24 protein-coding genes and 1 pseudogene are annotated in these 24,789 nt (G+C 39.1%); 14 read left to right on the top strand and 11 right to left on the bottom strand.

What is annotated here, in order from left to right:
• Nucleotides 1-40: 40 nt before the first annotated feature.
• The 3 genes from ACE1CA_RS00800 (at nucleotide 41) to ACE1CA_RS00790 (ending at nucleotide 3,222) form a co-directional block, all read left to right on the top strand.
• Nucleotides 41-1,108 carry a D-alanine--D-alanine ligase family protein gene (locus ACE1CA_RS00800; RefSeq protein WP_413281174.1) on the top strand — a complete coding sequence of 356 codons (1,068 nt, stop codon included), beginning with the start codon at nucleotides 41-43 and terminating at the stop codon, nucleotides 1,106-1,108.
• 142 nt (nucleotides 1,109-1,250) lie between these two features.
• Nucleotides 1,251-2,084, top strand: a complete 834-nt coding sequence (locus ACE1CA_RS00795) for a hypothetical protein (protein WP_413281173.1) — start codon at nucleotides 1,251-1,253, stop codon at nucleotides 2,082-2,084.
• Nucleotides 2,085-2,430: 346 nt separating this feature from the next.
• Nucleotides 2,431-3,222, top strand: a complete 792-nt coding sequence (locus tag ACE1CA_RS00790; protein WP_413281172.1) for a sulfite exporter TauE/SafE family protein — start codon at nucleotides 2,431-2,433, stop codon at nucleotides 3,220-3,222.
• A gap of 9 nt (nucleotides 3,223-3,231) precedes the next feature.
• Here the strand turns inward: ACE1CA_RS00790 and ACE1CA_RS00785 are convergent, their stop codons facing one another.
• The 7 genes from ACE1CA_RS00785 to ACE1CA_RS00755 all read right to left on the bottom strand — a co-directional run bounded on the left by ACE1CA_RS00785 (nucleotide 3,232) and on the right by ACE1CA_RS00755 (nucleotide 7,155).
• Nucleotides 3,232-3,561, bottom strand: coding sequence for a helix-turn-helix domain-containing transcriptional regulator (locus tag ACE1CA_RS00785; protein WP_413281171.1), 330 nt, complete (start codon nucleotides 3,559-3,561; stop codon nucleotides 3,232-3,234).
• Nucleotides 3,533-3,877, bottom strand: coding sequence for a type II toxin-antitoxin system RelE/ParE family toxin (locus ACE1CA_RS00780; RefSeq protein ID WP_413281170.1), 345 nt, complete (start codon nucleotides 3,875-3,877; stop codon nucleotides 3,533-3,535). The genes ACE1CA_RS00785 and ACE1CA_RS00780 overlap by 29 nt, the downstream gene beginning before the upstream one ends.
• A 65-nt stretch (nucleotides 3,878-3,942) precedes the next feature.
• The gene (locus ACE1CA_RS00775) at nucleotides 3,943-4,254 is read right to left on the bottom strand and encodes a helix-turn-helix domain-containing transcriptional regulator (protein WP_413281169.1); all 312 of its coding nucleotides are present in this window, start codon (nucleotides 4,252-4,254) and stop codon (nucleotides 3,943-3,945) included.
• Between the two features lie 4 nt (nucleotides 4,255-4,258).
• Nucleotides 4,259-4,585 (bottom strand): type II toxin-antitoxin system RelE/ParE family toxin, encoded by a 327-nt coding sequence (locus tag ACE1CA_RS00770; protein ID WP_413266701.1) that lies wholly within the window; start codon nucleotides 4,583-4,585, stop codon nucleotides 4,259-4,261.
• Nucleotides 4,586-4,650: 65 nt separating this feature from the next.
• Nucleotides 4,651-4,956 (bottom strand): helix-turn-helix domain-containing transcriptional regulator, encoded by a 306-nt coding sequence (locus ACE1CA_RS00765; protein ID WP_413281168.1) that lies wholly within the window; start codon nucleotides 4,954-4,956, stop codon nucleotides 4,651-4,653.
• Between the two features lie 12 nt (nucleotides 4,957-4,968).
• The gene (locus tag ACE1CA_RS00760) at nucleotides 4,969-6,819 is read right to left on the bottom strand and encodes a protein kinase domain-containing protein (RefSeq protein ID WP_486517604.1); all 1,851 of its coding nucleotides are present in this window, start codon (nucleotides 6,817-6,819) and stop codon (nucleotides 4,969-4,971) included.
• A gap of 123 nt (nucleotides 6,820-6,942) precedes the next feature.
• A complete protein-coding gene (locus tag ACE1CA_RS00755; RefSeq protein ID WP_413277027.1) occupies nucleotides 6,943-7,155 on the bottom strand; it encodes a hypothetical protein in 213 nt (70 codons plus the stop codon).
• 243 nt (nucleotides 7,156-7,398) lie between these two features.
• On the opposite strand from ACE1CA_RS00755, the gene ACE1CA_RS00750 reads away from it, so the two are divergent.
• The 3 genes and pseudogenes from ACE1CA_RS00750 to ACE1CA_RS00740 all read left to right on the top strand — a co-directional run bounded on the left by ACE1CA_RS00750 (nucleotide 7,399) and on the right by ACE1CA_RS00740 (nucleotide 8,434).
• Nucleotides 7,399-7,587, top strand: coding sequence for a hypothetical protein (locus ACE1CA_RS00750; RefSeq protein WP_413277026.1), 189 nt, complete (start codon nucleotides 7,399-7,401; stop codon nucleotides 7,585-7,587).
• Nucleotides 7,588-7,601: 14 nt separating this feature from the next.
• Complete coding sequence (locus ACE1CA_RS00745; protein ID WP_413277025.1) at nucleotides 7,602-7,943, top strand: DUF6968 family protein; 342 nt, start codon at nucleotides 7,602-7,604, stop codon at nucleotides 7,941-7,943.
• Between the two features lie 75 nt (nucleotides 7,944-8,018).
• Nucleotides 8,019-8,434 (top strand): annotated as a pseudogene (locus ACE1CA_RS00740) (hypothetical protein).
• A 39-nt stretch (nucleotides 8,435-8,473) separates the two neighbouring features.
• Here ACE1CA_RS00740 and ACE1CA_RS00735 read toward each other — a convergent pair.
• The gene (locus ACE1CA_RS00735) at nucleotides 8,474-9,532 is read right to left on the bottom strand and encodes an aromatic ring-hydroxylating dioxygenase subunit alpha (protein ID WP_413277023.1); all 1,059 of its coding nucleotides are present in this window, start codon (nucleotides 9,530-9,532) and stop codon (nucleotides 8,474-8,476) included.
• 112 nt (nucleotides 9,533-9,644) lie between these two features.
• A complete protein-coding gene (locus ACE1CA_RS00730; RefSeq protein ID WP_413277022.1) occupies nucleotides 9,645-11,594 on the bottom strand; it encodes an FAD-dependent oxidoreductase in 1,950 nt (649 codons plus the stop codon).
• A gap of 29 nt (nucleotides 11,595-11,623) precedes the next feature.
• On the opposite strand from ACE1CA_RS00730, the gene ACE1CA_RS00725 reads away from it, so the two are divergent.
• Together ACE1CA_RS00725 and ACE1CA_RS00720 are read left to right on the top strand one after the other, a co-directional pair.
• A complete protein-coding gene (locus tag ACE1CA_RS00725) occupies nucleotides 11,624-12,427 on the top strand; it encodes an ABC transporter permease (RefSeq protein ID WP_459563585.1) in 804 nt (267 codons plus the stop codon).
• A 130-nt stretch (nucleotides 12,428-12,557) separates the two neighbouring features.
• Nucleotides 12,558-13,445 (top strand): ABC transporter ATP-binding protein, encoded by an 888-nt coding sequence (locus ACE1CA_RS00720; RefSeq protein WP_413277020.1) that lies wholly within the window; start codon nucleotides 12,558-12,560, stop codon nucleotides 13,443-13,445.
• A gap of 99 nt (nucleotides 13,446-13,544) precedes the next feature.
• Here the strand turns inward: ACE1CA_RS00720 and ACE1CA_RS00715 are convergent, their stop codons facing one another.
• Nucleotides 13,545-14,744 (bottom strand): pentapeptide repeat-containing protein, encoded by a 1,200-nt coding sequence (locus ACE1CA_RS00715; protein WP_413277019.1) that lies wholly within the window; start codon nucleotides 14,742-14,744, stop codon nucleotides 13,545-13,547.
• Between the two features lie 163 nt (nucleotides 14,745-14,907).
• On the opposite strand from ACE1CA_RS00715, the gene ACE1CA_RS00710 reads away from it, so the two are divergent.
• The 5 genes from ACE1CA_RS00710 (at nucleotide 14,908) to ACE1CA_RS00690 (ending at nucleotide 22,172) form a co-directional block, all read left to right on the top strand.
• On the top strand, nucleotides 14,908-16,245 hold the full coding sequence (locus tag ACE1CA_RS00710; RefSeq protein ID WP_413277018.1) for a TAXI family TRAP transporter solute-binding subunit: 1,338 nt from the start codon (nucleotides 14,908-14,910) through the stop codon (nucleotides 16,243-16,245).
• Between the two features lie 113 nt (nucleotides 16,246-16,358).
• Nucleotides 16,359-18,509: a glycine--tRNA ligase subunit beta gene (gene glyS, locus ACE1CA_RS00705; RefSeq protein WP_413277017.1), complete on the top strand. Its 2,151-nt coding sequence runs from the start codon at nucleotides 16,359-16,361 to the stop codon at nucleotides 18,507-18,509.
• Nucleotides 18,510-18,676: 167 nt separating this feature from the next.
• Nucleotides 18,677-20,026: a UDP-N-acetylmuramoyl-L-alanine--D-glutamate ligase gene (murD, locus tag ACE1CA_RS00700; RefSeq protein WP_413277016.1), complete on the top strand. Its 1,350-nt coding sequence runs from the start codon at nucleotides 18,677-18,679 to the stop codon at nucleotides 20,024-20,026.
• 212 nt (nucleotides 20,027-20,238) lie between these two features.
• Nucleotides 20,239-21,735: a PAS domain-containing sensor histidine kinase gene (locus tag ACE1CA_RS00695; RefSeq protein ID WP_486517603.1), complete on the top strand. Its 1,497-nt coding sequence runs from the start codon at nucleotides 20,239-20,241 to the stop codon at nucleotides 21,733-21,735.
• A gap of 95 nt (nucleotides 21,736-21,830) precedes the next feature.
• Complete coding sequence (locus ACE1CA_RS00690; protein WP_413277014.1) at nucleotides 21,831-22,172, top strand: hypothetical protein; 342 nt, start codon at nucleotides 21,831-21,833, stop codon at nucleotides 22,170-22,172.
• Nucleotides 22,173-22,241: 69 nt separating this feature from the next.
• Here ACE1CA_RS00690 and ACE1CA_RS00685 read toward each other — a convergent pair whose 3' ends face one another.
• Nucleotides 22,242-22,655 (bottom strand): hypothetical protein, encoded by a 414-nt coding sequence (locus ACE1CA_RS00685; RefSeq protein WP_413277013.1) that lies wholly within the window; start codon nucleotides 22,653-22,655, stop codon nucleotides 22,242-22,244.
• A gap of 331 nt (nucleotides 22,656-22,986) precedes the next feature.
• Between ACE1CA_RS00685 and ACE1CA_RS00680 the strand changes: the two genes are divergently transcribed.
• Nucleotides 22,987-24,759: a S8 family peptidase gene (locus ACE1CA_RS00680; protein WP_413277012.1), complete on the top strand. Its 1,773-nt coding sequence runs from the start codon at nucleotides 22,987-22,989 to the stop codon at nucleotides 24,757-24,759.
• Nucleotides 24,760-24,789 lie beyond the last annotated feature (30 nt).

Below are 24,789 nucleotides of genomic sequence, written 5' to 3'. Positions count from 1 at the left end.
GTTACCCTAGCTGCGATGAGGAGTGTCGGAGGTGTTTTTGATGAATAAGTTGCGTGTTGGGTTGTTGTTTGGTGGTTGTTCTGGGGAACATGAGGTGTCGATCGTTTCTGCTAGTGCGATCGCCAAGGCTATACTGGCAGATGGAAACTCCCAAAAGTACGAACTGCTGCCTTTTTACATCCAAAAAGATGGGATTTGGCAAGGTGTGGAAGTTTCTCAACAGGTTTTAGATTCAAAACAGCCTCTACAAACATCTACTGATTCTGATAGTTTGAAAGCGAAACTTTGGCAGTTTCCTCCACAAGTTACTGAGGTTGATGTTTGGTTTCCGATTCTTCATGGGCCAAATGGGGAAGATGGAACAGTGCAGGGTTTGTTGAGTTTAATGCAAGTTCCTTTTGTGGGAACGGGGGTTTTAGGTTCCGCTGTGGGAATGGATAAAATTGTTATGAAAATGGCTTTTGCTCAAGCGGGATTGCCTCAAGTAAAATATATGGCAATTAATCGATCGCAAGTTTGGTCTAATCCTTGTGTATTTCCGAAATTGGGTGATGAAATTGAAGCTAATTTGGGTTATCCTTGCTTTGTGAAACCTGCGAATCTGGGGTCTTCGGTGGGGATTTCCAAAGTGCGATCGCGCTCTGAATTGGAAGTAGCATTAGATAATGCTGCCAGTTACGATCGACGCATCATTGTCGAAGCAGGAGTCAAAGCTAGAGAAGTAGAATGTGCAGTTTTAGGTAATGATAATCCTCAAGCTTCTGTAGTCGGAGAAATTACTTACAATAGCGATTTTTACGATTACGAAACCAAATATACAGAAGGCAAAGCTGATTTATTTATTCCCGCTAAATTAACCTTAGAAATTACTGCAAAAGTTCAAGAAATGGCAATTCAAGCTTTTCAAGCTGTGGACGCAGCGGGTTTGGCTAGGGTAGATTTCTTTTATGTGGAAGCAACGGGCGAAGTATTGATTAACGAAATTAATACATTGCCCGGTTTTACTTCTACTAGTATGTATCCGCAACTGTGGGCGGCTAGTGGTGTTTCCTTTGCAGAATTAGTTGATCGCTTGATTCTAGCTGCTTTAGAGAGGTTTAGGAAATAAGCGATTTAGAGAAATTAAGAGATAATTTTTTAACCTTGCATTGAAAATCTCTCAGTAATATTACTGAATTTCTCAAGGAAGCAAAAGTTGATTACACTATTGCCGAGATTTAGCTCGGAGCATACAATTCTGTTTGGATAAGGTGCAACCATCAAAAAGTGGCATGGCAAATAACCGACTGGCACAAAAGCGCTCACCTGAATTACCGAAATTCAAAAATTCAGCACTGAATCAGCAAGGTAGAAGACCTGTACCACCGATTCAGCTATCACCGCGCTTGAAAAATCCGAAGAAACAAACGCTAACTGAACGACGCAGAAGAATCAATCCAGCACTGCATCAGCCACTTCCCTGGAATAAATTGTTAGCACAATTAGTTGTGAAGCGTCCGCTATTAGTGCTGCTGACCTTTTGCGGTGGAATGTTGATAGTAGCTGTTATAGCTGCGATTGGTTTGACTCTCCCAGAATCAGTGGATAAGTTAAAGTCTAAATCTACACCTGTTGCTTCTTCTGTAACTCCTAGCACTAACAGTGCTATTGTTACTGCTGAAAGTTCGCCGATTCCCACACCTACAGCAGAATATTCACCTGCCACTATAACGGTAAGAACAACAACTGAACAAAATCCGCCATTAGGATTGTATGCGATGGTTGGTGCTGGTTGTGCGATCGGTGCTTGGTTATTGTATAGAAGAAGGTTAAAGTTGGCTGCTAAAATGGGGCATAAACCTTTGCCTAAATCACTTCCTAGCGAGATTCAGGAAAAAAGCGTAACTCAGCAAAAGAATGGTAAACCTGTGAGAAGAAATGCACCTGGTTCAAGAAAGCCTTTAGTTGCTAATCCAGGGAAAATTCCTGTAGCAGATTCAATTGTTAGATGGCCTAATGGTCAGAGTTTACCTCGCCATAGTCAAAAATTGTTGACAGATACGACAGCAAAGCGACGGAAGCATTCTATCATAGGCGATCGCTAGTCTGGATTGGGGACTGGGGACTGGGGACTGGGGACAAGGAGACAAGGGGACAAGGAGACAAGGGGACAAGGGGACAAGGAGAATTATTTACCTTCTGCCTTTTGCTAAATTTGAAATTTTATCCTGACCGTTATGGGTTACTGGGGAAGTAAGGAATGGTAGATGCACCCTGATAAGACTAATATCCCTCGACTGGTTGGGTCGGGGGTTTTTTGTTTCTTCTGCATTTCCCGGCTAAATGTATGGCAAGCGAAGAAAAGCTTAGAATTTAAATAGTGTTGCTGATTACCCCATTCTTAAACTAAATTCATCGATAATGTTCTTGTCTTAAAACTTGAAAACTTAAATGCGAAATGTTTGGGCGTTTGTGTGGGGTAGTTTGGTTGGCGTTTTGGGCGGACTGATTGGTTTAGGTGGTGCAGAGTTTCGCTTACCCATTTTAGTTGGTGTTTTCAATTACCGTACACTGCAAGCAATTATTATCAATCTGTTAGTTAGCTTGGTTACAGTTACTTTTTCTTTTATCTTTCGTAGTGGAGTGATAGGGCTAAGTAATATTTTTAGCAACTTGCCTATTATCGTAAATATTTTGGCAGGTTCTTTGATTGGTTCTTATTTAGGTGTTCAATATACAACTCGTATTAATGAACGAGCTTTGAATCGAATTGTGGTAATTTTCTTGATTGTCATCAGTTTTATTTTAATTGGGCATGAATTAATTTTCAGCGTACAAAGTTGGCAACTTTCCAGCTTAGTAAAAATTATTACGAGTTTTTTAGCAGGGATTGTAATTGGCGTATTCAGTAGTATGCTGGGTGTGGCTGGTGGTGAATTAATTATCCCGACGATTATCTTAATTTTTGGAGTTGACATTAAACTTGCCGGAAGTTTGAGTTTAGCAATTAGTATTCCGACAATTTTGATGGGTTTATTTAAGTATAAACATCAGCATCGTTTACAGGAAGTTAGCTTAGAGCGATCGTTTATTATTACTATGGCATCAGGTTCAATTTTAGGGGCATTTATTGGTAGCAATCTTTTGAAATTGGTATCTAGTACTTTACTACACATAGGTTTGGGGATAATTTTATTGGTTTCTGCGTTTAAGTTAGCTAATCATCAGAAATCATTATCTTAAGTGACTTAATTACGTTTCAGTTTTTTTCGGTAAAATCGCTAGTTGAAACCCTAGTTTATTCAGTAATTCTACAAAAAAGTAAATTTCTGAAGCATTACTTTCTGTTAATATTCGATCGAGTTTTTCATGCAATTGTTTTGTTGATTCCGAAAGATTGTTAGTATTAATCTGCGCCTCAATCACATCTTTCAGCATCGCCCGCAGTAATTCTGGATCTGGGCTTTCTTCTTCCAATTGCAAAACAGCTTCAATATAAGCAGCTGATCTTTCCGGGTTGTTGAGAGATTCAATTAAAAACTCGCGGTAACTTCTACTTGTGGGAATTTTCACGTCTTTCATAGTCTCTCCAGTATTTAATAGCTTGGCGAATATCTTGTTCTTGTGTACTTTTATCCCCACCGCAGAGGAGAAGTACAATTGTCATTCCTATTTGTCCAAAGTAAACTCGATAGCCCGGGCCATAATTAATTCTAAGTTCACAAACTCCTTCTCCAACCGATCGATAATCTCCCAAATTGCCTAGTTCAACTCGCCTAAGTCGCTTTTGGATTCTAGCCGTAGCTTTAATATCCTGAAGCGAATAATACCATTCTTCAAAAGGACTCTTTCCATCGGGTGTCAAATAGTTTTGAATTTCCCTTGGTTGGGCTTCCATGATTTTATTGTAGTTCCAGAATTATCTGATTTCACCATAAATCACATCATCTCAAAAACGGGAACTCATTCTGTTTCTTTCGGTGAAATAGCTAGTTGAAAACCTAGTGAATTCAGTAATTCTACAAAAGTGTAAATTTCAGTAGCATTACTTTCGGTTAGTATGCGATCGAGCTTTTCATGCAATTGTTTTGTTGATTCGGAAAGGCGATCGCACCTTTTCCAAGCCTCAATAACCTTTCTCAGTGCATTTCGGAGAAGTTCCGGTTCAGGATCTTCTTCTTCTAAAATAGCTTCAATATAACCAGCAGCGTGTTCAGGATCTTTGAGAAACTGAATCAAATCTTCATGGTAACTAACACTTTTAGTTTTAAGCATTGTCTTAACTCCTATATTCTGCCCAGTATTCCTTAGCTGTGTTAATGTCTTGATCTTGAGTGCTTTTATCCCCTCCACAGAGTAGAAGGATAATAATAGATCCTACTTGTCCAAAATAAATTCGGTAGCCGGGGCCATAGTTAATTCTAAGCTCAAAAACTCCTTCTCCCACTGAACGATAGTCTCCTAAATTACCTAGCGCAACTCGTTCAAGCCTCCCACGTATCTTGATTTGAGCCTTGATATCCCGAAGCGAATTCAACCACTCCGTAAAAGGAATTTTGCCATCTGGTGTAACGTAACGCTGAATTTCCCTTGGTTGGGCTTCCATGATTTTATTGTAGTTCCATAATTGTCTGATTTCACGATAAATCGCATCATATCAAACTCGGGAACTCATTTAGTTTCTTTCAGTGAAATAGTTACTTGAAAACCTAGTGAATTTAGTAATTCTACAAAAGTGTAAATTTCTGAAGCATTACTTTCGGTTAGTATTCGATCGAGCTTTTCATGCAATTCTTTTGTTGATGGAGAAAGGCGATCGCTTTTTTCCCAAGCTTCAATAACCTTTCTCAGCGCATTTCGGAGAAGTTCCGGTTCAGGATCTTCTTCTTCTAAAATAGCTTCAATATAACCAGCAGCGTGTTCTGGATCTTTGAGAAATTGAATCAAATCTTCACGGTAACTATCACTCGTTGGCATTTTCTTGTTTTTTTAATCACATAGCCAAATTTTAATGGTTTTGTCGTCACTACCAGTAACAAGAGTTTGACCATCTGAACTGATTGCCAACGCTCTTACTGTACTAGAATGTCCTGTAAGCGATCGAATTTCTTGCTTTGTTTTTAGATTCCAAACTTTAATAATCTGATGATGTCCCAAAATGCTGCCACTACCACTAACGAGGGTGTTTCCATCTGGACTAATTGCTAAAGCATAAATCCAATTATTATGTCCGTTGAGTGTGCCTAGCAGTTTTCCATTACTCAAATTCCAAATCTTAATGCTTGTGTCAACACTACCACTAAAAAGAGTTTGACTATCTGGACTGATTGCCAATGCTCTCACTCCACAGGAATGTCCTGTAAGCGATCGAATCTCTTGCTTTGTTTTCAGATTCCAAACTTTAATAATCTGATGATATCCCAAAATACTGCCACTACCACTAACGAGGGTGTTTCCGTCTGGACTAATTGCCAAAGCATAAATCCAATTATTATGTCCGTTGAGCGTACCTAGCAGTTTTCCATTTCTTAAATTCCAAATCTTAATAGTTTTGTCATCACTACCACTAACAAGAGTTTGACCATCTGGACTGATTGCCAATGCTCTGACTGCACTAGAATGTCCTGTAAGCGATCGAATTTCTTGCTTTGTTTGTAGATTCCAAACTTTAATAATCTGATGATGTCCCAAAATGCTGCCACTACCACTAACGAGGGTGTTTCCATCTGGACTAATTGCTAAAGCATAAATCCAATTATTATGTCCGTTGAGTGTGCCTAGCAGTTTTCCATTACTCAAATTCCAAATCTTAATTGTTTTATCATCACTACCAGTAACGAGAGTTTGACCATCTGGACTAATTACCACTGCTCTTACTGCTTCTGAATGTTCCATAAGAGTGTACCTACAGTACCAAGAGACATGGCTTTTAGATCTCCACTGTCTTGTATGAGCAAGAATTACCAATATCTCATCAACTGATTGATACCTTTCCCTAACATCAGTTATCAGCATTTTATCCAAAATTTGCCCCAACTGCTGACTAATATAAATCCCCTTTGTTGCCAACACATCTCGCCATAACCAGCAATTTTCTCTAACATTAAATAATTGATCAGGTGAAACATCAGTCAACAAATGAATGCAAGTCGCACCCAAAGCATAAATATCACTTGCGGGATAAGCTTCGCCATAAGTCATTTGTTCTGGCGGTGCATATCCTAAAGTTCCAACACTTGTTCCCATTGAAATTAAAGTGCCGCTAAATTGTTTAGAAATGCCAAAATCAATCAATACTAATTCTCCATTCGGACGACGCATAATATTTTCAGGTTTGATATCCCGATGAATCACGTCTTGCTGATGAATAAATTTCAGGACAGGTAATAAATCATTTAATAACTGATAAATTTGCGCTTCGTTGTAAGTTCCCTTTTGTGCTAATTCCTTGAGTAAATTGTGTCCTTCAATGAATTCCTGCACAAAATAAAGACATTGATCCTGCTCTAAATATGCCAACAAACGGGGAATTTGGGGAGATTCATCACCAAGAGTATCCAGCATCGCCGCCTCTCGGTTAAAAAGTTCAATTGCCTTTTGGAAAGCTGTTGGGTTGTTTACAATACTCGAATCAGGGGAAAATTGTTTAATTACACAGCGTTTTTTTAAAGGCGTGTCTTCATCGACTGCTAAGAAGTTTTTCCCCATTCCGCCAGCAGCAAGAAAATTAGTTGCACGGTAGCGGTCTTTTAATAAAATTTTCGCGCCGCAAGTCAGACAGAAAGTTGTCCCAGTTGGGTTTTGTGGTTTAGGACAGTTGGGGTTTAGACAATAACTCATATTAGGGAAACAGACAGATTGAACCTATCTTTAGTTTTCCCTGGATAAGAGGTGAAGTGAACAAAATTTAAAGAAAAATTCTGTAAATATCTTTTCGATAAATTTCAATGTCTGCTTCTCTATTCAATTTTCCACATAATTACCCTTTAGGGAGTTATAGTATTTTAATGCTTCTTCCTTAGAAAGTCGTTCTTCATTCTCAGATTGTTCAATTAACTTTGCCAAACCGTAATCTTCTAAAATCTCTTCAATCTTTTCAAATTCAGCAATGGGAATTTGGACGGCAATTGGTTGCTGATTTTCGTCTAAAACAATGTTTTTATGGATTTCTAGCATTGTTTGTATTTCGCAATTGTATTTTAATTATAGAGCGCCGGGATTTGGACAATCGGGATTGAGGCAGCAGATCATAATCCGTCATCTGTCTGTGGTTATACTCTATGATATATGGCAGTTTTCAGTTGCGTGAATCTTACTAAACCCGGTTCCTTTGTATCTTACGCGCCTGCAAGCGCCTGTATTTGGTATTCTCCTCTCTCCTATAAAATAATCTGAGCCACAATTAGTATAGTAATTAGCATGAGCGACACTCCTCCAGAACCAAACAGTCAAAATGATGATGAATGTGAGGAGTTAATCGAAAAAGACGAGGAAATTTGTAGGAACCTAAAATCACCTGCTGCACGCGCTAGATGCTGGCAAAGTGCCAACGACAGATACGCTGCTTGTAAAGCTGGAAAACCGCTACCTCCTTTAGTAACTGAGTAATTAGGTAAAATCAAATGAAGCTAGATAGTTTAGGCGAAATAATTGCTGAGAGAACCCTTAATATAATCGGGGATGAAAAGCATAAATTAATAGTCAAAATTGGGAAACCCCAAAATTTTCCAAACTCCTCAGATTACTATTGTCCATACCAAATTATTGGGCTGGGCAAAGAAAAAATTAGATATGCTGGTGGCATTGATGCAGTTCAGTCTCTTATACTAGCTCTCAAAATGATTGGAGCAGATTTATATACATCGCCAGAAAGTCAGTCAGGAAAATTAAGATGGGAAGGGGATGAAAGCGGTAATCTAGGCTTTCCCAATCCAGATTCTATGAGAGATTTAGTTCTCTCTTGATGAAAGCGACTTTAAAAAACTCTCTTCCCTGCGAGGGAAGGGTAAGTATTAAGAAAATTACTTTAAGAGAATCAAATGGTAACGTTGCAACTTAAACAATTGGTTGTACCGCCAGGACATCGGGTGTTATTTCATGATGTGAATTGGCAGGAATTTGAGGCAATTTTAGCAGAATTAGGTGAAAAACGTTGTTCTCGATCGGCTTATTTCAACGGAACTTTGGAGATTAGGGTGCCATTACCAGAACATGAAAAAACCAAGGTAATTATTGGTGATTTGGTGAAAGCTTTGTTGGATGAGTGCGATCGCAACTGGTCAAAATTTACTTATTAGAATCAGGCAAATATGTTGAATCTCCAAACAGTCCTACTTTTCCTAATTTTCCCATAGTTGAGGAGATTTCCCGTTTTTTGGAAATGAGTCAAACAGTAGGAACAAGTCGAATGTTGAGAGAGTTTCGTAAATGGGTGATAAAACAATGGAATTGTTAGCAGGAATGGTGCGTTACGCTGCGCTAACGCACCCTACATTTATATTGATTTTTCGATTTGGGTTCTGATTAGTTTTTGTACGCTTACTAAGGCTTTGTTTAATTCATAATTTTTCCTTTCGGGATGTTGCAAGTAAGCTTGTTGTTCTTCTTCAATCATCACCAAATCTTGACGCACTAAGTTATTAAGTAAACCTTTGGCTGCATTAAAGGAAATGTTTTTGACAAAGCGGCGAAACCACACAGGTAATATATGCAATTTGTCAAAGGCATTTAAGGAAGTGAAATGGATTAAATAAGCGCGAGTTTTTGTTTCACTTACTGGACAAAATAAACAACAAATTTTAAAATCATTTCCTAATGTTGCTACCCAATGAGGATAAATATAACTCACGTCTAAAGGTTCAGGATGCAACTGTCGTAAAGCGGAAATAAATAACTGTAAAACTGCCCATTCTCTGTTTATTTTGTAATAGCTTTGTGCTTCATAATGAGCATGAACTTTGTTATCATCTTCATCAATATGTTGTAATACAGGATTTGCCCAAGCTTGTAAATCTTGGTGCAAATGTCCGTGATACATATCCATTAGATTTTCAATTAAAAATGAATAGTGAGATGGACAATCAAAACCTGTATAACTGACAATATAATTAAGGTGATCCCATTCTGATAATGCTAAGGGTGAAGCTAAATTTGATAAGGTTTCATCGCCGGGAAATACCCAAATAAATCCATCTTTTTCAATGACAGGATAGTTGCGAATTTTACAATTGGGTAATTTTTGATTTGCTGCTAAATAGGGTACTTCGGAGCATTCGCCAGCAGCGTTAAACCGCCAACCGTGATAAGCACATTCTAGTTGATTGTTGATAATTTTTCCATGACTTAGTTTAACTTGGCGATGGGGACATCTGTCTTCTAAGGCGTGAATTTTACCTGTGCTGTCTCGAAAAATTACTATTGGTTGATTCCACAACGTAACGCCTAAAGGTTGGTTTTTTAATTCGCTAATTTGAGCGACGACATACCAATGATTGAAATTAATTCCTAACCTCCGAATGTCTTGGGAATTGCTGATTGAAGATAGGGAAGTCATAAGTTTATAAACCTGTTCAAAGGCTAAAATTTTAAACGCAGATGAATGCAGATAAACGCAGATGAACGCAGATAATATTTATATATTTACTGTGTTCATCTGACGGGTAATTTTAAATTTTTAGTAACCCTTCTGGGTTGACAGTAAATAAGGTGCGTCTTTGCAATCCTTGGCGGTGCAAAATTTCGTTTGCTGCTAGTAATCCGCTACTAATTGCTCTTTCCATTAAACCACAGGGGAAGGGCATTTTTACCCAATCTCCGGCGAATAAAAGGTTAGTTATTTCGGTGGTTGTTTGGGGACGATCGCCATAACTATTCGGTGGATAACCGGAAAAGTTCTTTTGATTCACTAATTCTCGATGCAGAATGTTTGCTTGCTGAAGTTCGGGGACTATTTCGTATAGTTCTTGTTCAAATGTTGTGAGTAATGCTTCTTGAGTGGGAAACTCTTTTTCTTTGTAGCAATATGCGTGTAATTCGACTACGCTTCCTCCGGTTTTTTTCGCCCATTCAATGAATTGGTCTTGAATGCGATGATAAAGGGTGATACTATCAGTTAAGCGATAGCCGGATAGAGAGGTAAACCAACTTTGTTCCCACTGAAAATCGCGATCGAACCAGAAACGACAAACCGCAAAGGGATCTGCTACTGGTAGTTTTTCAATTTGGGTTTTTACTTTCTCGTTAACATCGCCATTAATGCGGGTAAATAATTGACGCACTCCGGGAACATCGGTGGCAAAAACATAGTAATCTGTTTTAATTGTGTTGGTTGATGTGGTTAAGTTGGAGTTGTTTTTGGTGGCGATTAGTTGGAGTTGATTGGATTGGCGATCGACAACTCTATACTTTGCCAAATCTCTTTGAGCAGGGCCTTTAATCACTTTACCATTTTTATCAAAAGCTGCACCGTGACAAGGACAGTGGAATTCACCATTTTGTTGTCTTTGTACGGTACAACCTTGGTGAGTACAAGTTAAGGAAATCGCCTCATTGCTATTATTTTGTACGGCAAAAACTTCATCACCTGCACCAAAATATTCTACTTGGCGATCGGCAATGTATTGATTGCGACTTACCCAAAAAGGAACGTCGTTATTATTGTTACCTTGATAATAAGTTAAAGAATCAATTTTGCCAGAAGATGCGTTAATTTCCTTAACGGTTGCATCCGTGATAATTTTGCCATTTTTACTTTGAATTGCTTGCGCGATCGGTTGCACTAAACTAGTTCCCATATCCTGTTTAGTACCATTAAAAGCTAAACCTTCAGGATTGCCAAAAAAGTAAAAATGGAAAAATTGCATTAACTCGCCAACACTCATCTCGTCAGGAGCATTTAAACTAGACTTAGCAAAGGGAAGAAAGTATAAATCATACAAACCTTGGGGAAATTCTTTTTCTACCCATTCCGTCACTGAAATATTATCAAGACGTTGAAAAGTTTTCTCAGTTTGAAATCCAGTAATGGCGCGAAAAACTTGCCAATGTTCCCATTTTGTTAAGTTAATTCCCCAGCGCAAACGGTTAGGAGAAGCAACAGCTAAATCTACAATATTCCAAGGGAAAGCAGAATGACTGGGACGAAATACTTCTGGCTGGTACTTATCATCTCGATAAACAACTGAGTAGAACTTTAAATCGAGAAAATTGTCAGTTATTTGCAGTTCTTTGACTAAACTTTTTAGGTTATAATATTGGGGGAAAAAGCCGTGAAACCCATGCTCCATCATAAAAGTTTCTTCGCCAACTTGAATGGGCCAACTAGCAATTTTTCCTCCTAATTGCGGCGATTTTTCTAATAGCGTAACTTGAAAACCTCGTTGACTTAATTCATAAGCACAAGCTAATCCAGCTAAACCTCCACCTACTACGGTGACGCTAATTGGTTGATTTGTCCAACGGGGTAAATCGAGGGTATCCTGTTGAAAAATCGTTGGCTGTGGCTTAGAAAAACGGGAATACCCTACTACACCACCAACCGCACCGACACCGAACATTTTTAAGAAAGTACGTCGTGAAATTGTCGGCAATTGAGCGTATCGTGATAATTGATTCATGAACTACTTTGCTAACTCCTCACATGATGATGAAATATTGGCGAGAAACGCTGGCTGTAACTCAGCGAATTTTAATTGAATTATGCCGACGGCGACGTAGCCTGATTTTTTGGACTGTCTTTCCCATTGCGCTGCTTTTACTCAACGGATTTATTTTTGCAGAACGCGCTCAACAGTCAATGGCTTTGGCTTTTGAAAATGCTACACCGACTACTTTGGCTTTTGAAAATGCCGCACCGACTACTTTGGTAGGCGCGGCGCTGTTTTTTAGCTGCTTGGGAGGTACTGTCACTACGGTAGTAGCGGAACGAGAGCAGCAAACGCTCAAGCGCTTGTTTATCTCTCCTTTGAGTGGAACTTCTTATTTTCTGGGCATTTTCGGCGCTCACTGTTGCATAGGCGTTGGTCAAACTTTGTTGGTGTATGCGATCGCCTCTTTCTGGAATGCTAAATTTCACGGCTCTCTCCTTTTGGGAGGAATGATTATTCTACTCAGTATTATCTCTTATGTTGGTGTTGGATTTATTCTCGGTACACAATTGGCTCGTCGTGCTGATGATATTAATGCTTTAGTAGCAACTTTTGGTGTACCTTTATTAATTTTAGGAGGTGCATTTATTCCCAGTTTTGTTTTTCCGAAATTTCTGCTAAACTTGGCTAAATTTAATCCAATTTATCACATGACTCAAGCACTGCTTATTGTATCTGCTAATGGCAATGGATTTACAGAAATTGCCTCTAATTTTTGGTTTTTGTTGGTGTTTGCTGTTGCGATGATTGGCGCAGGTTGGCTGTCTTATCGGCGGATGTTGAGTGTAGAGAGAAGATTATAAGTTATTGTAGTTTTTTCTAAATGCGAATTAGTTGATTTTAGAACGCAGATGAAAGCAGATAAACGCAGATATTTTTATTGAGATTTTTTGATTTGCGTCAGGAATTTGTTAGTTTCGATCGAGGAGGATCATGCTGTTAATTGAAAATATCAATAAGTCTTACGGAAAGCGTCAAGTTTTGCAAAATTTAAATTTACAAATTAATTTTGGCGAAATTTACGGTTTGCTGGGGCCAAATGGTGCAGGTAAGACGACGACGATTAATATTATATGTAATTTGCTCAAGGCAGATAGTGGCAGAATTGAAATTAACGAGCAACCTGTTTCGGAGAAAACTAAATCAATCATTGGTGTAGCACCTCAAGAAAATTTACTTTATAAAACATTGACTTGTAAAGAGAACTTGAATTTTTTTGCTCAAATTTATGGTTTGGGGCGAAAAGTGCGCCAGTTACAAGTTGATAATTGTTTAGCAGCTGTTAATTTGATCGATCGCGCCAACAGCCCCGTAGAAACTCTCAGCGGTGGCATGAAACGGCGTTTAAATATTGCAGTAGCGTTAGTACATCAGCCAAAGTTACTAATTTTAGATGAACCGACAACTGGTTTAGATATTGAAGCACGTTACGAAATTTGGGAGTTAATTCGCCATTTGAGAAATCAGGGAATTACTATTTTGTTAACCACACATTTACTCGATGAAGCAGAACGTCTTTGTCAAAGAATTGGGATTTTGAAAAATGGGCAAATTTTGGCGGAAGGAACTTTGTCAGAGTTGCAAAAACTGATTTCGGCAAAGGAGGTTGTCACGATCCAAACTGAGGATGAAGAAAGAGCGATCGCCCGCGCCACAGAATTAGGTTTTACTCATCGACGCTATGGCAATGAATTAGCATTTTGGCTGCCACAAACTTTAGAATTAAAGGAAATAATTGCTGCTTTCGATGGAATTTCTCTCGCTTCAATTTCCCGTCAACCAATTAGCTTAGAACACATTTATTTAGAAGTCACTAAATAGAGAACTGGGGATTGGGAAGCAGAGGAACAGGGGAGAATTTAAAACTTAAAACTCTCCAAACTCGTTCCTAGCTCAAAACTTAAAACTTCCCCAGTCCCACTAATTAAAGTTAAAATCCTGAGCATGATTAGCCCGATTTTCATCTTCTAAATCAGATTCAGAAACAGGGAAATTTTCCGAATTTGTTAGGCTTTTTAGATCGATCGGTCTATTAGCCATAGTCTTAGCAATTTCCATTAAATTAGCACCTTGTTGGCGATGATTGACAATATCATCAGATTGACTCTGTAATTGTTCGCCGTATTTTGAATCAATATCTCGTAATGCTAGCTCATATTGTAACTTTAAAACTTTTTCAATCTTGGCTTTATTTGTCTCACAAGGAACTTTAAACCTAATCACAAAAGCACCATCTAACCTTTGTTCAATTGCTTGAATTGATATTTCATAACCTGACATTTCTGTATTAAATTTTTCCAAAGCAAGTGAAAACGCTTGCCATTCAATCCCATGCAAAAAAATTAAATCAACAGTAGCAAAAACTTTTTGAAATAACTTACTAAATTCTCCCGGTGCAAACTCTCCGGTAACTGGACGACGTTCTTGTTGATGATATTGTAAATAAATATGATCGCAAACAATATCATCTAATTGAGTAGCGCTGTTAATATTCCAATCTTGAATGCAAGCTCCCGTAAATTTGGCTTTATTAAAATTGGTATAAAGTGCTTGAGTTCTAATTAAAAAAGCAGCAGTGAAATCGGCTTCACTAAAAGAAGCAGCAGTTAAATCAGCTTCGCTCAAGTTAGCGGCTCGCATATAAGCACCCGTAAAGTCGGCTCTGCTAAGATAGGCACCTCGAAGATTTGCGCCTGTGAGGTATGCGCCACGCAAAAATGCCCCTGTCAAGTCAGCTTTCGCCAAGTTCGCCACCCTGAGCAAGGCAGTGGAAAGGTCTGCTCTGTTGAGATATGCCCCGGAGAGGTTTGCGCCTGTAAGGTTTGCTCTGGTGAGGTCTGCGGCACGTAATAATGCCCCGGATAACTTGACTTCACTCAAATTGGCTCGATTTAAACAGGCTCCATTTAAGTATGCTCCAGTTAAATCTGCTCCTTGTAAATCGGCGCTAAACAGCCCAGCAGGGCCAAGATTAGCACCGCTGAAGTTGACTCCTTTGAGATTGGCTCCATTTAGATTAATTCCATATAAATCAGGCTCTATATGTGGAAAATTTTTGCGCCAACTATTCCAAACATTTACCCCCATCCAGAGCCAGGTGCTATGTAACCAATTAGCCATAAATGTTGCCTTATTTGCCTAACTTCTGCTTAGATATACGGCTCTGTTTAACTGCTGTCAGGAATGGAGTTGCGATCCGATCGGACAAACACGACCCTAAAGGATAAAATTATACTTATTAGCTGTCTTTGGCAGATTTTGAAACAAAGAAAGGTACTATTATATGCAGAAAATTTTTGGCAGCAATTTTATATCTGCAACCAAGCTAACTTATATTGGCTTAGGATGTTTAAGTATTGGCTTAACTGCTACTTTGATTTGGTTTTTTGTGGTGAATAACTTGAAAACCCACAAATTAACTTTAGTAGCTGGTAGCAAAGATGGTGAAAGTTACATTCTGAGTAAAGCCATTGAAAAAGTTGTAGAAGCTAAAAATTCTCAGATCCAAATTGATGTTGTGGAAACGAAAGGAACAGAGGAAAATTTGGAAAAATTGGAGAAAGGAGAGGCACAATTAGCTACTGCTCAAGCGGATATTTCGGCTGGACGATCGGCTCGCGTTGTGGTTTTTTTGTATCCAGATATCTTCCAATTAGCAGTTAAGGCAAATTCTCCAATTCAACAATTTACTGACCTTAAAGGAAAGCGAATTGCTTTGTGGCGAAGGGGTGGGCAATATATTTCTTTTCTGCGAATTGCTGCTCATTATGGACTACAAGAAAAAGACTTTATTTTTGTGGGAAATAACAGTTTAGAATCCGATCTAGCTTTTCGACAAAATCAAGCCGATGCTTTCTTTCGAGTGCGGGCATTAGGCAACCGGAATATTGTTGATTTAGTGCAAAAATATAATGCCAGATTGTTGCCTTTAGATCAGGCTGCTGCTTTGCGAATTAAGTATCCAGCATTTGAAGCTATGGATATTCCCAAAGGTGCATATCAGGGGAGCAATCCTCCAATACCGGAAGCAGATTTGCCCTCAGTTGCTGTACGACGAACTTTGTTAGCTAGTGAAAAAGTTGACGATCGGATTGTGCAAGAAATTACTGAAATTTTGGATAGTAATCGTCAAGAAGTTGCTGATAGTATTCCTGATGAATTTGCTGATGTAAGACCTTTAGTTGCTAGTATTACTCGTCCGACTACTACAGGGGGAACGGGGATTCCAATTCATCCCGGCGCGATCGCCTATTTCGATCGCGATCGTCCTTCTTTTATTCAAGAAAACGCCGATTATTTAGCATTAATTTTAACTGTAATTTTGTTACTTGGTTCTTGGTTTTGGGAACTAAAATCATGGTTGGAACGACGACGCAAAGATGAAGCCGATCGCCATATTGCTAGTTTTATTCAGTTGATGAAATCAGTGCAAGGAAAACAATTAGCAGCAAAAGTTGCTCTAGAAGAACTGGATAAAGTATTTGCTCAAGCTGCTACAGATTTGATTGACGAAAAAATCTCCCAAGAATCTTTTCGGACTCTTAGTGAAGCTTACAAAGCAACCAGGGATGTAATTGAGTATCAAGCGAATTTGACTGGAAAACAAGCGATCGCACCCTGAAATCAATTGCTAAATTAAAATTGTAGAGACTTTTCCTAAATCGTCTCTACAACAACCTTTTGAGCATCAAATCACGATAGACTGTTTTAGCTACTCTACTAACATTTCAGTCTATGTCTAGTTTCCTATTAGAAGTCGGTACAGAAGAATTACCTGCCAGCTTTGTCTCTAGCGCCATCCAGCAATGGCAAACCATCATTCCCAACACTCTGGCGGAACAATTTTTAAACACTGAGAAAATTGACATTTACGGGACTCCACGCCGTCTCGCTGTTTTGATTCAAGGTTTACCTACTCAGCAAGCCGATCGAGTGGAAGAGGTAAAAGGGCCACCAGCAGCAACAGGTTTTAAGGATGGCAAACCAACGAAAGCAGCAGAAGGTTTTGCTAAGAAACAAGGTGTAGAATTAGATGCTTTGGAAGTTCGTCCGACGGACAAAGGCGATTTTATTTTTGTGCAAAAAACCATTCCCGGACGTTCGACAGCGGAGATTTTAACTCAGTTAATTCCGCAATGGATTTCTAAGTTGGAAGGTAAGCGGTTAATGCGTTGGGGAGATGGCGATCTGAAATTTTCTCGCCCGATTCGTTGGTTAGTTACGTTGTTAGATGATGCGGTTTTACCGATCGAAATTGTGAATGGTTCGGAGGTGGTAAAGAGCGATCGCACCTCCCAAGGACATCGCGTTTTACATCCCGAACCTATATCAATTCCTCAAGCTACAGATTACGTGAAATCTTTAGAATCTGCTTTTGTTCTAGTTAGTCCCGAACAACGACAAATTAAAATCAACGAACAAATTCAAGCAGCAGGAAATCAACAAAATGGTGTTGCTGAAATCTACCCTGATTTGTTAGCAGAAGTTGTTGATTTGGTAGAATTCCCCACAACGGTTGTCGGAAATTTTGATGCAGATTTTTTAAGTTTACCAACTGAAGTTATTACAACGGTAATGGTAACTCAACAGCGTTATTTTCCAATTTTTAAAACTGCCGAATATCGAGAATTATTGCCTCATTTCATCACTATTTCTAACGGCGATCCAGCGAAAGCAGACATCATTGCTAGGGGAAATGAAAGGGTAATTCGAGCGAGGTTAGCTGATGGGCAATATTTTTATAAAGTTGATTTGACAAAACCTTTAGAAAGCTATCTGCCGCAATTAGAAAAAGTTACATTTCAAGAAGATTTGGGTTCGGTGCGGGAAAAAGTTACTCGGATTCAAAAGATAGCTGGACAAATTTCGGAACAATTGCAATTAAACTCAGAAGATAGCCAAAATATTCAGCGATCGGCTTTGTTGTGTAAAGCAGATTTAGTAACACAAATGGTGGGAGAATTCCCAGAATTACAAGGAGTAATGGGACAAAAATATGCTGCTGCGAGTGGAGAAACAGAAGCAGTTGCAACGGGTATTTTTGAGCATTATTTACCTCGTGGTGCTGGGGATAAATTGCCGGAAACTGTGACAGGTCAAGTGGTGGGAATTAGCGATCGCCTAGACACCCTAATCGGAATTTTCGGCTTAGGAATGTTACCCACTGGTTCTTCCGATCCCTTTGCCTTACGACGGGCAGCAAATGCGATCGTTAACATTACTTGGGCGGCAGAATTACCGATTAATTTACAACAATTAATTGAGCAAAATGTAACGGATTTTGCAGCAAAATTCCCCAAAACTAACTCGGTTGAATTGTTATCTCAATTGCAAGAATTCTTCATTCAACGGATTCGCACTCTGTTACAAGAAGAAAGAGGAATTGATTACGATTTAGTGAATGCAGTTTTGGGAGAAAATGATCCAGAATACACAGAACGCGCCTTGCAAGATTTATTAGATGTGAGAAATCGGGCTGATTTCTTACAACGAATTCGCCAAAATGGTAAGTTAGATGAAATTTACGAAACTGTCAACCGTTCCACTCGTTTAGCAGCACAAGGAGAGTTAAATAAACAAGAATTAGAACCTACATCTGTGGTAAATTCTGAGTTATTCCAAAAGACATCAGAACAGGCGTTTTATGATGCGATCGTCCAACTAGTTCCCCAAACCAAAGCATCCCAAGCACAACGCAATTATCAACAATTGGTAGATGCTTTAAGTAACATTGCACCCACAGTTAGCACATTTTTTGATGGGCCGGAAAGTGTGTTAGTAATGGATGAAAATATGGAGATTCGTCGCAATCGGTTAAACCTCTTAGGATTATTACGAAATCATGCGCGAGTATTGGCAGATTTTGGCCCGATTGTAAAGAGTTGATCCTAAATCTGCCTTGACTCAGATCGGCAGAGGAAATATAACCTCCCCACACTCGACACTCGTTCCCTGGTTGAACCGTTTCTTCAGTTTCAACAGAGTTAATTGCAAAAAGCACATTAGGCTGTAATATGATAAACGGAAAAAATCAGGGAATCACCATTTAACTTATGTCTATTGGTCATATTATTGGTTTGGGGAGATCGGGAAATGCTGCTGCAAGACTGCTGAAAAGAGAAGGTTGGCAAGTTACAGTCAGCGATCGCAACAATAACCCCAATTTACAACAGCAAGCAGAACAGTTAATCAATGAAGGAATTGATGTTAAATTAGGTTATTCCCTAGAATTAGACGATTCCAAATTACCAAATTTAATAGTAGTTAGTCCGGGAGTTCCTTGGGATGCAGCTATTTTAGTTCGTGCCAGAGAATTGGGAATTGAAGCGATCGGGGAAATGGAATTAGCATGGCGACATCTGCGAAATATTCCTTGGGTAGCTATTACCGGAACTAATGGCAAAACTACTACTACCGCTTTAATTGCAGCCATATTTCAAGCTGCTGGATTTAATGCTCCTGCTTGCGGTAATATTGGTTTTGCTGCTTGTGAATTAGCCCTAGCAGAAACTCTTCCAGATTGGGTAATTGCCGAAATTAGCAGCTATCAAATCGAATCTTCCGCCTCAGTTGCACCTCGCATTGGTATCTGGACAACTTTCACTCCCGATCACTTAAGTCGCCACAAAACCTTAGAAAATTACTTTAACATTAAGGCACATTTACTGATGCAATCAGAAACCCAAATTTTTAACGGAAACGATCCTTATTTACAGCATAATGCACCTAAACTTTTTACCAATGCTTACTGGACAAATGTTAAAGGCAAAGCAGAATTAATTAATGGTAAAGGTGCTTATATAGAAGATGGTTGGGTAATTTTTGCTGAAAAAAAGGTTGTCCAAGTTAATGCTTTAAAAATGGTCGGAGATCATAATAAACAAAATTTGTTGATGGCGGTAGCGGCGGCTTGTTTGGCAGGAATTGAGAAAGATGCGATCGCTTTAGCGATCGACAATTTCCCCGGAGTTCCTCATCGTTTAGAATACATTTGTACTTGGCAAGGAATTGATTTTATTAATGATAGTAAAGCCACCAATTATGATGCAGCCGAAGTAGGATTAAATGCAGTTTCAGCCCCAGCAATACTCATCGCAGGTGGCGAAGCAAAAGCCGGAGATGACACGGGTTGGATGAGTATGATTAAAGCAAAAACAGCCGCAGTTTTACTCATTGGTGATGCTGCAAACGCCTTTGCCAAAAGATTTGATGAAATTGGCTATAATAATTATGAAATAGTCGAAACGATGGAACGTGCTATTCCTAAAGCCGCCGAACTAGCTAAACAAAATCAAGCTAAAGTTGTGCTACTTTCTCCTGCTTGTGCTAGCTTCGATCAATATAAAAGTTTTGAAGAAAGAGGCGATCGTTTTCGGCAAATTTGTCAATCAACATTTAAATAACTTTATCGATCGCTCTCCCTATAGGATGATCGTGTCAAAATAAAAAATCATCTTTGTGATTGATGCCAAATCTCTCTGTATTTAGGAAAACATAAAATGTATGGGCTGAAATACCACAATTTAGTATACAGAGATTTATGCAAAAAATTGCTTCTTCCGGCTTTCACTTATATGGATTCACTTTTTTCGTAGATTTACTTGTTGTGTCAATAATGTATCTATTGAATCAAGTAATTGATGTGACAACAAGTGCTTTTGTACTGTTTTTTGCTCCAGTAATCATTACCGCTTGGTATTTTGGGTTAAAAGCAGCAGTTTTTTCTACTGTATTAACTGGGTTAGCGATCGTCTATTTTTTTCTACCTCCGATAAACTCTTTAATCTTAGGTGAAGAAGGAGTTATCCAAGCTTCTCTTTTCTTATTTCAAAGCTTTTTATTCATCACGCCAGTAACTTTATTACAAAACAAATCTACCTTAACTAAACTAGTAGAGACTCCCCAAAATCAAGAACAATGTTTTGATTATGTTACTAAACTTGAGGAAACCAAAGCTGCATTGTGGCAAAGTCAATCGTGGTTACAAACAATAGTAGAAAACTCTCCTAATGCTATTTATATTAAAGATTTGGATGGTAGATATTTATTATTTAATCACCAGTGCGAAACTGTATTTAATGTTTCTAGATGTCAAGTTATAGGCAAAACAGATTATGATTTTTTGCCTGATGAAATAGCAGAAGCTTATCGCTGTAACGATCGCCAAGTAATTGAGTTAGGAAAAAGTTTGGAATTTGAGGAGTTTTGCATAATTAATTCTCAACCTGTGACAGTTCTTTCTTTAAAATATCCCCTTTATAATTGCGAGGGAATTCTTTATGGAATTTGCGGTATAACTACAGAAATTAGTGATTGCAAACACATGGAAGAAACTTTAATTAAACAAGCCGAAGAATTAGCCAAAATAAATCGGATTAAAGATGATTTTTTAACCACAGTTTCCCATGAATTACGCACTCCATTAAATGCTATCCTTGGTTGGTCGCAAGTCTTGCGTAGTGGTAAACTAAGCGATACCATTGTAGCTAAAGCTTTAGAAACAATTGAACGCAACGCTAGGTCACAAAAACAATTAATTGAAGATATCCTTGATGTTTCGCAAATTATTACTGGAAAGCTACATTTACAAATTAGCTTAATTGATATTGTTCCAATTATAGAAACAGTAATCAATATTTCTTTGCCCTCAGTTGTTGCCAAACAACTTCAATTAAGATTCGTCCACGATGAAGTTAAAGATAAAATTTTAGGAGATAGCGATCGCTTACAACAAGTAATCTGGAATTTACTATCTAACGCCATTAAATTTACTCCATCAGGAGGCAGTATTGAGATTAATTTGAAAATCGAAGAATGGCAAAAGACAACTGAACAACAAAACCTTGCTTGTGCATCTTCTCTCCTCAAATTCGTAGTGATTGAAGTGAAAGATACAGGTATAGGTATTAAACCAGAATTTTTGCCATTTGTGTTCGATCGCTTTCGACAAGCTGATGGTTCAACTACTAGATCTTACGGTGGTTTAGGGCTAGGATTAGCGATCGTTCGTCATATCGTAGAATTACATGGCGGAGTTATCTACGTCCAAAGTGAAGGCGAAGCAAAAGGCGCAACCTTCACAGTAAAACTGCCTTTAGTTAACAATCTGTAATTTTTGAGACAGTTTTAATGTACCTTTTGGTAGAAGCAAGATTTCTCAAACAAAAATACTATAATTTTGACCAAAAAAATTAGGAGTCAATTAATATGCTTCATATTTTTTCTACATTACAAAACGCCTTGCACAAAGTTTTGATTTCAACATTAATAGTGTTACTGAGTTTATCAATTTTGGTACTCCCAGCACAAAATAGTTTAGCAGCTGCTCCCACTTATAGACAGCCAATGCAAACAGAAGTTGGCAATTCTCAAGAATCAGAAACCGCACGGGAAAAAGCTTACGATAAGGAAATTAACGTCCTTAACGAACCCAATGGTTTAGAGGAAGAATACAAAGAAAACTTAGAAGTTTACGAAGAAACTCAACCAGATAAAGGGATAATTCAAGAAGCAAAATCGTTTGTAGAAAAAGTCACCGGACAGGATTAATTTTAGATTGCTTCCCTGGATAGTAATAGTTCGTTGAGAGGACTAAAGTCCTCTTTTTGCGTTGATTAATTAACCAGGTAAATCTTGCTGTAAAGCATTTCCCCATTCCACAGCTAAAGCAAGTTCTGTAAAGGGAATTCGTACAGAATTAAGAGAATTGAAGAATAGGAACTCCAAAGCAATAGCCCGACCTTTTTCTGGTGGTTCTGCTAAATTGTATATGCGATCGTCCACAATTAACCGCATCTCTTGTACATCTTTAAGCGAAAAAGTTCGCAGATTTGCAGGTTCCTGGCGCGTCGGTTTTCCCCAAGTTATATCGTTACCCTTTTGCCCAAGCACAGCATAAATATCATACTTGGCGCGATCGAACTTTTCGGCCCAAATACGGTAAGCTTCTAACTTTTGATATTCATTCCAACCCGCCCAAGCTAACCAAATAAATAATGCCAGCAAAGGCAACCAAAAAAGACCTCTTTCCATAATTTTAGGGATTGGGGACTGGGGACTGGGGACTGGGGACTGGGAGAAATTTATATTCTTCTTTTGCTCCCTTTTAATTTTAAATTTATAGCAATCTTATCGATTTGTGACAAAGATTTTTTTTGAACCACGAAGACACGAAGGACACGAAGGAAAGAAGAAAGAGAGGAGTTTACAGATTAAATAATTGCTATGTTTCCCAGTCCCCAGTCCCCAATCCCCAATCCCCAGTCCCCAATCCCCAATCCCCAATCCCCAGTCCCCAATCCCCAATCCCCCCCACCATGAGTTATCTTGGTGATTACATTAACGCTACTCCTGGCGGTTTCACATGAGAAAGCTTTTCTTAATTTGCTTATTTGCCGTCGGTTTGGTTTGGGCACTCTCTAATTTTAAAGGGTTAGCAAACCAAGGCACTTACGATTCTATTGTTTTGGACTTTCGGGAGGATATACCCGCAGCCCAAATTACCAGTAGTTTAGAAACAATTTCCCAACAATACAAAGTTTCCCCTCGCCTAAACAGCGAATTTTCCACTAAAGACAACGTATATATTGTTAAGGGCGACGAAAACTTACTCAAAGCCTTGAGAAAGTCGGAAATTGGTAAAAAAACTGAAACTATTGAGCCAAATTACGAATATAAAGCCTTTGAAGTACCTAACGACCCCGACTATACAAAGCAGTGGAACTTACGCAGCATTAACGTCGAGTCAGCTTGGGAAGAAACCAAAGGCGCAGGAATGACTGTCGCTGTTATCGACACAGGCGTTACTGTCGTTCCCGACTTGGAACAAACCAAATTTGTTAAAGGCTACGATTTTGTTAACGACAAAGAAGATGCAACCGACGACAACGGACATGGTACTCACGTTGCAGGTACAGTTGCTCAATCTACCAATAATAACTATGGTGTAGCTGGAGTCGCTTATGAAGCCAGCATTATGCCGCTAAAAGTATTAAGTGCTTATGGCGGTGGTACAGTTGCAGATATTGCTGAAGCTATCAGGTTTGCAGCCGATAACGGTGCAGATGCGATCAACTTAAGTTTAGGTGGTGCTGGTGAAAGCCAAGTATTAGAAGAAGCTGTAGACTATGCTTACCATAAAGGGGTGGTAGTTGTTGCCGCAGCTGGAAACGAAAACCGCAACTCCGCATCTTATCCCGCCCGTTATCCTCATGTGATTAGCGTAGCGGCTACAGGCCCTTCTGGAGAAAAAGCCCCTTACTCTAACTTTGGTGCAGGTGTGGATATTTCTGCCCCTGGTGGTAGTAAAGACGGTCAAATTTTACAAGAAACGATCGATCCTGAAACAGGCGCTTCCACCTTTGCTGGTTTACAAGGAACTAGTATGGCATCTCCCCACGTTGCTGCTGTCGCTGCAATGGTGAAAGCAAGCGGTGTGGAAACACCAGATGAAATTCGGGAAGTTTTAATCCAGTCCGTTCGCAAGGTTCAAGAAGACCCTTTAAACCATTTTGGCGCAGGACATTTGGATGCGGCTAGCGCTGTTAAACTGGCTTTGAAGGGACAAATAACTTTCCGCGACTTCTTCCGCTGGTTAAGAGAGAATGGTTATCTGAATTTACGTTTTTGGTTCGATGGTGGCGCAGTCGCACTTCTACCGAAAATTGCAATGGTACTTGGTTCTTATTTGTTAGCTTGGTTTTTGCGGAACTATTTACCGATTTGGAGTTGGTCGCTGGGTAGTGGTTTAATTTTTGGTAGTTCTGGACTGTTCTTCTTACGAGGTTTCTACGTCTTCGATTTACCCCAATGGCCTTTCCGTGTTATGGGTAGTTCGATTCCTGAAATGGGCAATGCAATTACCGGAGGAACGCTGTTAAATCCCATTTTGGCAAGCGTGTTAATTCCTGTGGTTTTAGTTGCTTTGTTGTTAGGACATCCTAGCTGGAAATGGTTTGCTATTGGTTCGAGTTTGGGTGTTGCTTCTTGTTTGGCGGTGAATGCGATCGTCGATCCTGGTTTATTATGGTTGGGAGATGGTACGATCGCCAGAACTTTCCTCATCATCAACGCCTTACTTTGCTTCGGACTCGCCCGCTTAGCAATGAAGGATGAAAAGCAGCGTAACGCAGTATAGGGACTGGGGACTGGGGACTGGCAGACAAGG

The sequence above is a fragment of the Floridaenema evergladense BLCC-F167 genome, from assembly GCF_041929205.2.
Classification (GTDB): domain Bacteria; phylum Cyanobacteriota; class Cyanobacteriia; order Cyanobacteriales; family Aerosakkonemataceae; genus Floridanema; species Floridanema evergladense.
Note: the sequence above shows the minus strand (reverse complement) of the source record. Positions and strands in the feature narration are given on the sequence as shown.

Excerpts from the sequence above, each read along its gene's own strand:
- ACE1CA_RS00800 (WP_413281174.1), top strand. The coding sequence starts at position 41 with ATGAATAAGTTGCGTGTTGGGTTGTTGTTTGGTGGTTGTTCTGGGGAA.
- ACE1CA_RS00790 (WP_413281172.1), top strand. The coding sequence starts at position 2,431 with ATGCGAAATGTTTGGGCGTTTGTGTGGGGTAGTTTGGTTGGCGTTTTG.
- ACE1CA_RS00785 (WP_413281171.1), bottom strand. The coding sequence starts at position 3,561 with ATGAAAGACGTGAAAATTCCCACAAGTAGAAGTTACCGCGAGTTTTTA.
- ACE1CA_RS00780 (WP_413281170.1), bottom strand. The coding sequence starts at position 3,877 with ATGGAAGCCCAACCAAGGGAAATTCAAAACTATTTGACACCCGATGGA.
- ACE1CA_RS00775 (WP_413281169.1), bottom strand. The coding sequence starts at position 4,254 with ATGCTTAAAACTAAAAGTGTTAGTTACCATGAAGATTTGATTCAGTTT.
- ACE1CA_RS00770 (WP_413266701.1), bottom strand. The coding sequence starts at position 4,585 with ATGGAAGCCCAACCAAGGGAAATTCAGCGTTACGTTACACCAGATGGC.
- ACE1CA_RS00765 (WP_413281168.1), bottom strand. The coding sequence starts at position 4,956 with ATGCCAACGAGTGATAGTTACCGTGAAGATTTGATTCAATTTCTCAAA.
- ACE1CA_RS00760 (WP_486517604.1), bottom strand. The coding sequence starts at position 6,819 with ATGAGTTATTGTCTAAACCCCAACTGTCCTAAACCACAAAACCCAACT.
- ACE1CA_RS00755 (WP_413277027.1), bottom strand. The coding sequence starts at position 7,155 with ATGCTAGAAATCCATAAAAACATTGTTTTAGACGAAAATCAGCAACCA.
- ACE1CA_RS00750 (WP_413277026.1), top strand. The coding sequence starts at position 7,399 with ATGAGCGACACTCCTCCAGAACCAAACAGTCAAAATGATGATGAATGT.
- ACE1CA_RS00745 (WP_413277025.1), top strand. The coding sequence starts at position 7,602 with ATGAAGCTAGATAGTTTAGGCGAAATAATTGCTGAGAGAACCCTTAAT.
- ACE1CA_RS00735 (WP_413277023.1), bottom strand. The coding sequence starts at position 9,532 with ATGACTTCCCTATCTTCAATCAGCAATTCCCAAGACATTCGGAGGTTA.
- ACE1CA_RS00730 (WP_413277022.1), bottom strand. The coding sequence starts at position 11,594 with ATGAATCAATTATCACGATACGCTCAATTGCCGACAATTTCACGACGT.
- ACE1CA_RS00725 (WP_459563585.1), top strand. The coding sequence starts at position 11,624 with ATGAAATATTGGCGAGAAACGCTGGCTGTAACTCAGCGAATTTTAATT.
- ACE1CA_RS00720 (WP_413277020.1), top strand. The coding sequence starts at position 12,558 with ATGCTGTTAATTGAAAATATCAATAAGTCTTACGGAAAGCGTCAAGTT.
- ACE1CA_RS00715 (WP_413277019.1), bottom strand. The coding sequence starts at position 14,744 with ATGGCTAATTGGTTACATAGCACCTGGCTCTGGATGGGGGTAAATGTT.
- ACE1CA_RS00710 (WP_413277018.1), top strand. The coding sequence starts at position 14,908 with ATGCAGAAAATTTTTGGCAGCAATTTTATATCTGCAACCAAGCTAACT.
- glyS (WP_413277017.1), top strand. The coding sequence starts at position 16,359 with ATGTCTAGTTTCCTATTAGAAGTCGGTACAGAAGAATTACCTGCCAGC.
- murD (WP_413277016.1), top strand. The coding sequence starts at position 18,677 with ATGTCTATTGGTCATATTATTGGTTTGGGGAGATCGGGAAATGCTGCT.
- ACE1CA_RS00695 (WP_486517603.1), top strand. The coding sequence starts at position 20,239 with ATGTATCTATTGAATCAAGTAATTGATGTGACAACAAGTGCTTTTGTA.
- ACE1CA_RS00690 (WP_413277014.1), top strand. The coding sequence starts at position 21,831 with ATGCTTCATATTTTTTCTACATTACAAAACGCCTTGCACAAAGTTTTG.
- ACE1CA_RS00685 (WP_413277013.1), bottom strand. The coding sequence starts at position 22,655 with ATGGAAAGAGGTCTTTTTTGGTTGCCTTTGCTGGCATTATTTATTTGG.
- ACE1CA_RS00680 (WP_413277012.1), top strand. The coding sequence starts at position 22,987 with ATGAGAAAGCTTTTCTTAATTTGCTTATTTGCCGTCGGTTTGGTTTGG.